This window comes from Mesorhizobium sp. M5C.F.Ca.IN.020.32.2.1, assembly GCF_004023105.1.
Classification (GTDB): domain Bacteria; phylum Pseudomonadota; class Alphaproteobacteria; order Rhizobiales; family Rhizobiaceae; genus Mesorhizobium; species Mesorhizobium wenxiniae.
Map to the genome: position 1 here is coordinate 1 of NZ_RZSX01000210.1, position 8175 is coordinate 8175.

7 protein-coding genes are annotated in these 8175 nt (G+C 62.8%); 5 read left to right on the forward strand and 2 right to left on the reverse strand.

The window, feature by feature from the left end; all coding sequences use genetic code 11:
• The 4 genes from fabZ to lpxB all read left to right on the forward strand — a co-directional run.
• Positions 1-346 (forward strand): 3-hydroxyacyl-ACP dehydratase FabZ (gene fabZ, locus EOA86_RS13025; protein WP_128342020.1); only part of this gene is annotated, 346 nt, incomplete at its 5' end.
• 13 nt (positions 347-359) lie between these two features.
• Complete coding sequence (gene lpxA, locus EOA86_RS13030; RefSeq protein ID WP_065009648.1) at positions 360-1193, forward strand: acyl-ACP--UDP-N-acetylglucosamine O-acyltransferase; 834 nt, start codon at positions 360-362, stop codon at positions 1191-1193.
• Positions 1180-2082, forward strand: a complete 903-nt coding sequence (lpxI, locus tag EOA86_RS13035; RefSeq protein WP_128342022.1) for a UDP-2,3-diacylglucosamine diphosphatase LpxI — start codon at positions 1180-1182, stop codon at positions 2080-2082. The genes lpxA and lpxI overlap by 14 nt, the downstream gene beginning before the upstream one ends.
• On the forward strand, positions 2072-3250 hold the full coding sequence (lpxB, locus tag EOA86_RS13040) for a lipid-A-disaccharide synthase (RefSeq protein ID WP_128342023.1): 1179 nt from the start codon (positions 2072-2074) through the stop codon (positions 3248-3250). Before lpxI ends, lpxB begins: the two co-directional genes overlap by 11 nt.
• Positions 3251-3317: 67 nt before the next feature.
• Here the strand turns inward: lpxB and gltA are convergent, their stop codons facing one another.
• Together gltA and gltX are read right to left on the reverse strand one after the other, a co-directional pair.
• Positions 3318-4646, reverse strand: coding sequence for a citrate synthase (gltA, locus tag EOA86_RS13045; RefSeq protein ID WP_065009590.1), 1329 nt, complete (start codon positions 4644-4646; stop codon positions 3318-3320).
• A 182-nt stretch (positions 4647-4828) separates the two neighbouring features.
• A complete protein-coding gene (gltX, locus tag EOA86_RS13050) occupies positions 4829-6253 on the reverse strand; it encodes a glutamate--tRNA ligase (RefSeq protein WP_128342025.1) in 1425 nt (474 codons plus the stop codon).
• A gap of 102 nt (positions 6254-6355) precedes the next feature.
• On the opposite strand from gltX, the gene EOA86_RS13055 reads away from it, so the two are divergent.
• Positions 6356-8175 (forward strand): ComEC/Rec2 family competence protein (locus EOA86_RS13055; RefSeq protein ID WP_128342027.1); only part of this gene is annotated, 1820 nt, incomplete at its 3' end.

Sequence of the window (8175 nt, forward strand, 5' to 3'; positions counted from 1 at the left end):
GTCCGCTATAGGCATCAAGAACGTGACCATAAACGAGCCGCATTTCCAGGGTCATTTCCCGGATCAGCCGGTCATGCCGGGCGTGCTGATCGTCGAGGCGATGGCGCAGACGGCCGGCGCCATCTGCATCCGCAGCCTTGGCACCGAAAAACCGTCGCTGGTCTATTTCCTGACCATCGACAATGCCAAATTCCGTAAACCGGTCGTTCCCGGCGACCAGTTGAAGATCCATGTGAAGAAAATCAAGAAACGTGGCAACCTTCTCAAATTCGCCTGCGAGGCTCTGGTCGACGGCGTCAAGGCCGCGGAAGCCGAGATCTCGGCGATGATGGTTACGAGCGACTGACGATCGAATGCTTATGAAAATCCAGACAGTCATCCATCCATCGTCGGTCATCGAGGCCGGCGCAAAAATCGGCGAAGGCGTCCGCGTCGGGCCATTCTGCCACATCAGCGCCGACGCGGTGATCGGCGACCGCGTCGAACTGGTCAGCCACGTCTCGGTGATGGGCGCGACCATCATCGGTGCGTCGACCAAAGTGTATCCGATGGCGACACTGGGCGCGCCGCCGCAGAACACCAAGCACAAGGGCGGCCGCACCACGCTGGTCATCGGCGAGAACTGCACGATCCGCGAAGGCGTGACCATGCACCTCGGCACCGATTCCAGCCGCGGCGAGACGACGATTGGCGACAACGGCAACTTCCTTGCCTACGCCCACATCGCCCATGACTGCATCGTCGGCAAGAATGCCACCTTCGCCAATCAGGCGACGCTGGGCGGCCATTGCGAGATCGGCGACAACGTCTATATCGGTGGCCTCACCGCTGTTCATCAGTTTGTCCGCGTCGGCGACAACGCCTTTCTCGGCGGTTGCTCGGCAATCGTCGGGGATGTCATTCCCTACGCCATCGCCGTCGGCAATCGCGCCAGCCTTCGCGGACTCAACATCATCGGCCTGAAGCGCGCGGGCCTGCCGCGCTCCGAGATCCATACGCTGCGCAAGGCCTACAGGACGATCTTCGATCGCTCCCGAACCGTCGGCGAAAATGTCGAGTTCGCCAAGGCGGAATTCGCCTCGTCACCGACCGCCATGAAAATCATCGATTTCATCGCCAGTCGCGGCAAGCGGCATTATGCCGTCCCGTCGCTCAAGGCTGGCGACGGCGACGATGCAGATGACGAAGATTGAGGCCACTCGGACGGGTCTTGATCTCGCGCCAGACTCCAAGGTCGGCATCATTGCCGGCGGCGGCAGTCTGCCGGTCGAAGTCGCCAGGGCGCTTGGTGGGCAAGGTAAGTCTCCCTTCGTGGTAATCGTGGCGGGCGAGGTCGACCGCATATCCGATTTCGACGCCTACGAGCAGGCGACGTTGAGGCTGGAGGATGTCGGCTCACTGCTGCCGACGCTCAAAAATCATCATGTTACCCATTTGGTGACAGCGGGCCATATCACGCGCCGTCCCCGGCTGAGCGCCATGCGCCTCAATCTCGGCCTGCTCGCCTGGGTGCCCAGCCTTCTTGTCGGTGTAACCCAAGGCGACGACACGGTGCTGAAACTGTTCGTGCGGAGGATCGAGCGCAGCGGCATCAACGTTGTCGGCGCCCATGAGATCGTGCCGGAATTGGTCGCTGCCGAAGGCGCGCTAACCAAGGCTATGCCGCGGAAATCCGATTGGCGCGACATCGAAGCGGCGCATACGGCGGCAAAGGCCATCGGCGCGCTGGATATCGGCCAGGCGGCTGTTGCGATCGGCGGCCGCGCCATCGCGCTGGAGGGCGTCGAGGGCACTGACGGATTGCTCGATCGAACAAGGCAGTTGCGCGACCATGGCAGGCTGGCCGGCAGAACGCGCGGCGTCCTGGTCAAATGCGCCAAGCCCGGCCAGGAGTTGCGCGCCGACCTGCCCTCCATCGGCCCGCAGACGGTCGAGGCGGCGCATGCCGCCGGACTTGCCGGCATTGCCATCGAAGCCGGCCGCTCGCTGGTTCTGGAAGGCCCTACCGTCGTTGCCCGCGCCAATGCGCTCGGCCTGTTCGTGATCGGCCTGCCTGCTGCGGAGCCGATGCATGGCGACTAAGAAACCGCTGAAGATCGCCATCGTCGCCGGCGAGGAATCCGGCGACCTGCTTGGCGCCGACATCGTAGCGTCGCTCAAGCGCGCGACTGGCCGCGAGGTCCGGCTCGTCGGCATCGGCGGCCGGCATTTGCAGGCGCTCGGCCTCACGCCGCTCTTCGACGGCGGCGAGATCGCGCTGATGGGCCTGAGCGCCATCCTGCGCGACCTGCCGCGCCTGATGCGACGGATCAGCCAGACGGCCGACGCGGTCGCCGGTGAAAAGCCCGACTGCCTCATCACCATCGACAGCCCGGATTTTTCGCTGCGCGTGGCGAAGAAGGTGCGTGCCGCCGATACGGCAATCCCGATCATCCACTATGTCTGCCCGAGCGTCTGGGCGTGGCGGCCGGGCAGGGCGGAAGCGATGAAACCGTATGTCGATCATATCCTCTGCATCCTGCCTTTCGAGGTGAAGGAGCTCGCCCGCCTCGGCGGTCCGCCCGGCACCTATGTCGGCCATCGCCTTACGCACGATCCGGGCGTGCTCGGCGCTGCCAAGGCGCAAAGCCTGCCGCGCGACCTGCCCGAGGATCGTGTGAAGACACTGCTTGTGCTGCCCGGCTCGCGTCGCGGTGAGGTGCGACGGCTAGTTGGCCCGTTTGGCAAGACGATCTCGATCCTCCGCGCACGCGGACACCGCTTGCGCCTGCTGTTGCCGACGGTGCCGCATGTCGCCGACCTAGTCAGGGCTTCGGTGGCAAGCTGGGACGAGAAGCCGGAGATCATCCTCGATACCGAACGCAAATGGCAGGCCTTCGGCAAGGCCGATGCAGCGCTGATCGCATCGGGAACGGTGTCGCTGGAACTGGCGCTGTCGGGCGTGCCGATGATCTCCTGCTACCGGCTCGATCCGGTCATGCGGATTGCCCAGCGCCTGATCACCGTATGGAGCGCCGCCTTGCCCAATCTCATCGCCGATCGCCCGATCGTGCCGGAAAGCTACAACGAATATGTGCGGCCGCACTATCTGGCGCGGCAGTTGGAGGCGCTTTTTTCCGACACCCCCTATCGTGCATGGCAGAAGGACGGTTTTGCCGAGGTGGCCAGACGCATGGCCGTTGACAAACCTTCCGGCGATATCGCTGCGGGGGTCGTGATGAGATACATTCAAAGGGTGAGTAGTGAGTAGTGAAGATAGCAGAGCACCGCTCGACGTCTAGAATTCCTATTTACTACTTACTACTCACTTCTTCTATTCACCGTTTAGCAATCGGCACGTAGTCGCGTTCCGGCGCACCTGTATAGAGCTGGCGCGGGCGACCGATCTTCTGGTGCGGATCCTCGATCATCTCCTTCCACTGCGCGATCCAGCCGACGGTACGGGCGACCGCGAACAGCACGGTGAACATGGTGGTGGGGAAGCCCAGCGCCTTCAGCGTGATGCCGGAATAGAAATCGACGTTCGGATAAAGCTTCTTCTCGATGAAATAGGAGTCGGTCAGCGCGATCTTTTCCAGTTCCATGGCGATGTCGAGCAGCGGATCATCTTTGATGCCGAGTTCGCCCAAAACCTCATGTGCGGTCTTCTGCATGATCTTGGCGCGCGGATCGTAGTTCTTGTAGACGCGGTGGCCAAAGCCCATCAACCGGAACGGATCGTTCTTGTCCTTGGCGCGGGCGATGAATTCCGGGATGTGGTCGACATGGCCGATCTCGCCCAGCATGTTCAAGGCCGCCTCGTTGGCGCCGCCATGAGCCGGTCCCCACAGGCAGGCGATGCCGGCGGCGATGCAGGCAAACGGGTTGGCGCCCGACGAGCCGGCGAGGCGAACGGTCGAGGTCGAGGCGTTCTGCTCGTGATCGGCATGCAGGATGAAGATGCGCTCCATCGCACGCGCCAGCACCGGATTGATCTTGTATTCCTCACACGGCACTGCAAAGCACATATGTAGGAAGTTGGCCGCGAAATTCAGCTCGTTCTTCGGGTAAATGAAGGGCTGGCCGATGTGGTACTTATAAGCCATCGCCGCGATCGTCGGCATCTTGGCGATCAGCCGCATCGACGCGACCATGCGCTGGTAGGGGTCCGAGATGTCGGTGGAATCGTGATAGAAGGCTGACAGCGCGCCGACAACGCCGCACATCACCGCCATCGGGTGCGCGTCGCGGCGAAAGCCGGTGAAGAAGCGCGACATCTGCTCGTGCACCATGGTGTGGCGCGTCACCCGGTAGTCGAAATCGTCCTTCTGCGCCTTGGTCGGCAATTCGCCGTAGAGCAAGAGGTAGCAGACTTCGAGGAAGTCGCCATGCTCGGCCAACTGGTCGATCGGATAGCCGCGATGCAAAAGGATGCCGGCATCGCCATCGATGAAGGTGATTTCCGACTCGCAGCTTGCCGTCGAAGTGAAGCCGGGATCATAAGTGAACGCCCCGGTGGTGCTGTAAAGCGAGCCGATATCGATGACGTCCGGTCCGACCGAGCCGCTTCGCACCTTGAGCTCGTGAGTTTTGCCGCCGAATTCAAGTTTCGCAGTCGACGCGTGGGTTTTGCCGCCAAATTCCATTTTTGTCGCAGCTTCGGACATTGCAAACTCCTTTAGGTTTTCTCAGTGCCGGCAAAGGCGAAATATCTGCAACGCAACACGTCGAAAGCACCGGAGTTCGCGCGTTTGCGCCCGCAATTGGATTTGCGTGCCAAATTGGGCCAAGATCTAATGTTGCACTGCGAAACCCACCTTTCAATGCCAATCTTCTTGGGCCAGTTTTGCTAATCGATTTGATCCGCGACGCGCGCCAGGCTTTCCTCGCGGCCAAGCACGGCAAGCACGTCGAACACGCCCGGCGAGGTGCTTTTGCCGGTGAGCGCGGCGCGCAAGGGTTGGGCCACAGCGCCGAGCTTATGGCCGCCGGCCACCGCATATTCCCGGATCGCAGCCTCCGCTGCTTCGGCCGTCCAGTCGCCTGAAATCGCCTTCAGCGCCGCATGAGCACCCCGCAGGATCTCGCGCGCATCACCGCCGAGCAGCGCCGCCGCCTTCTCGTCGATCCGAAGCGGCCGCTCGACAAACAGGAAGGCGGCACCGTCGGCCAGCTCGACCAGTGTCTTGGCCCGCTCCTTTAAGCCGGGCAGGGCGGCGAGCAACTGCGCCTTGCGCGTGTCGTCGAGGCGCGCTGCCATCGCCGGGCCGACTTCCAGATAGGGCAAAGTGGAGATGAAGATATCGAGCAATTCGGCGTCGTTCATGCGGCGCATATGCACGCCGTTCAGCGCCTCGAGCTTGGCGAAGTCGAAGCGGGCGGCCCCCTTGTTGACGTCGCCGATGTCGAACCAAGCAATCATGTCGGCGATCGACATGACCTCGTCGTCGCCGTGGCTCCAGCCAAGGCGCGCCAGGTAGTTGAGCAGTGCCTCAGGCAGGTAGCCCATGGCACGATAGGCTTCGACGCCTAGGGCACCGTGCCGCTTCGACAGCTTGGCGCCGTCGGCGCCATGGATCAGCGGGATATGCGACATCGACGGCACGTCCCAGTCCATGGCTCGATAGATCACCATCTGGCGGGCGGCATTGGTCAGATGGTCGTCGCCGCGGATGATGTGGGTGATGCCCATGTCATGGTCGTCGACGACGACGGCATGCATATAGGTCGGATTGCCGTCCGAGCGCAGGATGATGAAATCGTCGAGATCCTTGTTGGGGAAGCGGACTTCGCCCTGCACGCGGTCATGCACCACCGTCTCGCCGCCGGCCGGCGCCTTGATGCGGATCGCGCCCTTGGCGCCGGCCGGCGCCTCCGACGGGTCGCGGTCGCGCCAGCGGCCGTCATAGCGAGGAGGCAGCCCCTTGGCACGCGCGCTCTCGCGCATCGCCTCCAGCTCGGCCGGCGTCGCATAGCAGTAATAGGCTTTGCCGAGCCGCACCAGCTCCTCGGCGACCGCGCGGTGGCGCGGCGCGCGCTCGAGCTGCGATACCGGCTCGCCGTCCCAGGTGAGGCCGAGCCAGGCGAGCCCATCGAGAATGGCAGCGGTTGCCGCATCGGTCGAACGCTCGCGATCGGTGTCCTCGATGCGCAGCAGCATCTTGCCGCTAGTGTGTTTCGCATACAGCCAGTTGAACAGCGCCGTGCGCGCCCCGCCAATATGCAGGAAGCCGGTGGGCGAGGGGGCAAAACGGGTGACGACCTTGTCGGACATGGAGCTCTCAGGCAAGCGCAGGAAACGGATGTGGTTGCGCGGACTTTCGCGCGTCGCGCGTTCATGTAGCATAGGAGGTCAAGGGCGCAAGGGGCAGACCCGATGGCTGGACCAGGCCGGGACGTGGACGAGAGCGAGGGCGCGATCACAAGCGTCAGCGAACGATCGCTGTTTGCCGACGTTCCTCACGCCGAGCCGCTACCCGCTTTGCTGCCTGCATCGCACCCGGCCACCCAGCCTCTTTCGCCGGAGCGCTCCGCGCCAATACCGGCTCCACAACCGGGGCCCGTCATTCGTTTCCGCCGACAGCTCAGCCATCTTTCACCGTCCGGTATCCGCAACAGCGTGGCCTCGGCAGCCGGCCTGGAACTCGACCGCGGCGTCGCCTTCCTGCTGGTGCCGGTTTTTCTGGCGTGCGGGGTGATTGTCTATTTTTCGCTTACCGTCGAACCGGACTTTCCGCAGCCCATTGCCGTCGTGGTCCTCACGGCATTGTGTGCGGCTGTCACCCGCTCATGGCGCAAGACGCATCTGTGCTTCATGGCAGCGTTGCTGTGCGCACTCGGTGTTCTCGCCGCCAAGGTTGAGACCTGGCGCGCGGGAACGCGGATGCTCGGTTCGGAAATCCAGACCCAGCTCACCGGCCGTGTCGTTAGGCTCGATCAGATGGCGAACGGCCGGATCAGGCTGACCATCGACGTGATGTCGACCGCCCGGCCGACACTGCGTTATGCACCGGGACGCGTCAGGGTTTCGGCACGCAAAATTCCCGCTGAGATGACTGCAGGCTCGGTGGCAACCGGTTATGTGCGGCTTTTGCCTCCGACTGGCCCGGTTAGGCCGGACAGTTATGACTTCTCCTTTGACAGCTATTTCGCCGGTATCGGTGCCAGTGGCTTTTTCCTCGGCGATCCGAAGATCGTCGTTTCCGAGGATGTGCCGTTCGCCGCGCGCCTTTCTTCCTGGATCGAAAAGGCGCGCGAAAACATTGCCGACCATATCAGGGACAGCATTGGTGGCGCCGAGGGGGAGATTGCCGCCGCACTGATCATCGGCGTGCGTGCCGGCATTCCCGAAGAGATAAACGAATCGATGCGGCGCACCGGCATCTACCACATCATCTCGATTTCCGGCCTGCACATGGCGCTTGTCGCCGGCACGATTATGGGATTGCTGCGCGGCGCCTTTGCGCTGTTTCCCGATTTTTCGTCACGCCGGCCGGTCAAGAAATATGCGGCTGCTGCCGCACTCCTTTCCATCGCTGCCTATCTCATTTTTTCCGGTATCGTGGTCGCGGCTGAACGCAGCTTCATCATGCTGGCGGTAATGCTTGTCGCCGTGCTGTTCGACCGAGCGGCACTTACCATGCGCAATCTGACGATTTCTGCCATCGCCGTCATCGTCGTGTCGCCGCACGAGGTGGTCGGCCCAAGCTTCCAGATGTCCTTCGCCGCGACTGCTGCTCTCGTGGGCGCCTATGCCGGCTGGTCCGACTATCGTGCCGACAGGGCCACGGCGCCGCCACAGCGACGGTCGCCGGTCGCTTTCGTCACGCGAAAACTCGCCGCTGGGACAGGTACCATCGCAATGACCTCCATCATTGCCGGCAGCGCCACCGCGCTCTTCGCCATCTGGCACTTCCAGCGCGTATCGCCGCTTAGCCTGTTCGCCAATCTGGCGGTCATGCCAATCGTCACGGTCGTCATGTTCCTGGCCGTCCTCAGCGCTCTGGCAATGCCTTTCGGCTTCGACGGACCTTTCCTCTACATGATGGGCAAGGGACTGACGGCCATGATCGCAATATCGGGATGGATTTCCGAGCGGTCGCCGGTCGATGCAGTCGGGCTGATCTCGTTGCAGTCGGTTCTGCTGGTGACGGTCGCCCTGGTCATCGCTACGATGGCGACGACATGGTTGCGGCT

Coding starts and splice junctions, on each gene's coding strand:
- gltX (WP_128342025.1), bottom strand. CDS start 6,253: ATGTCCGACAAGGTCGTCACCCGTTTTGCCCCCTCGCCCACCGGCTTC.
- lpxI (WP_128342022.1), top strand. CDS start 1,180: ATGACGAAGATTGAGGCCACTCGGACGGGTCTTGATCTCGCGCCAGAC.
- lpxB (WP_128342023.1), top strand. CDS start 2,072: ATGGCGACTAAGAAACCGCTGAAGATCGCCATCGTCGCCGGCGAGGAA.
- lpxA (WP_065009648.1), top strand. CDS start 360: ATGAAAATCCAGACAGTCATCCATCCATCGTCGGTCATCGAGGCCGGC.
- gltA (WP_065009590.1), bottom strand. CDS start 4,646: ATGTCCGAAGCTGCGACAAAAATGGAATTTGGCGGCAAAACCCACGCG.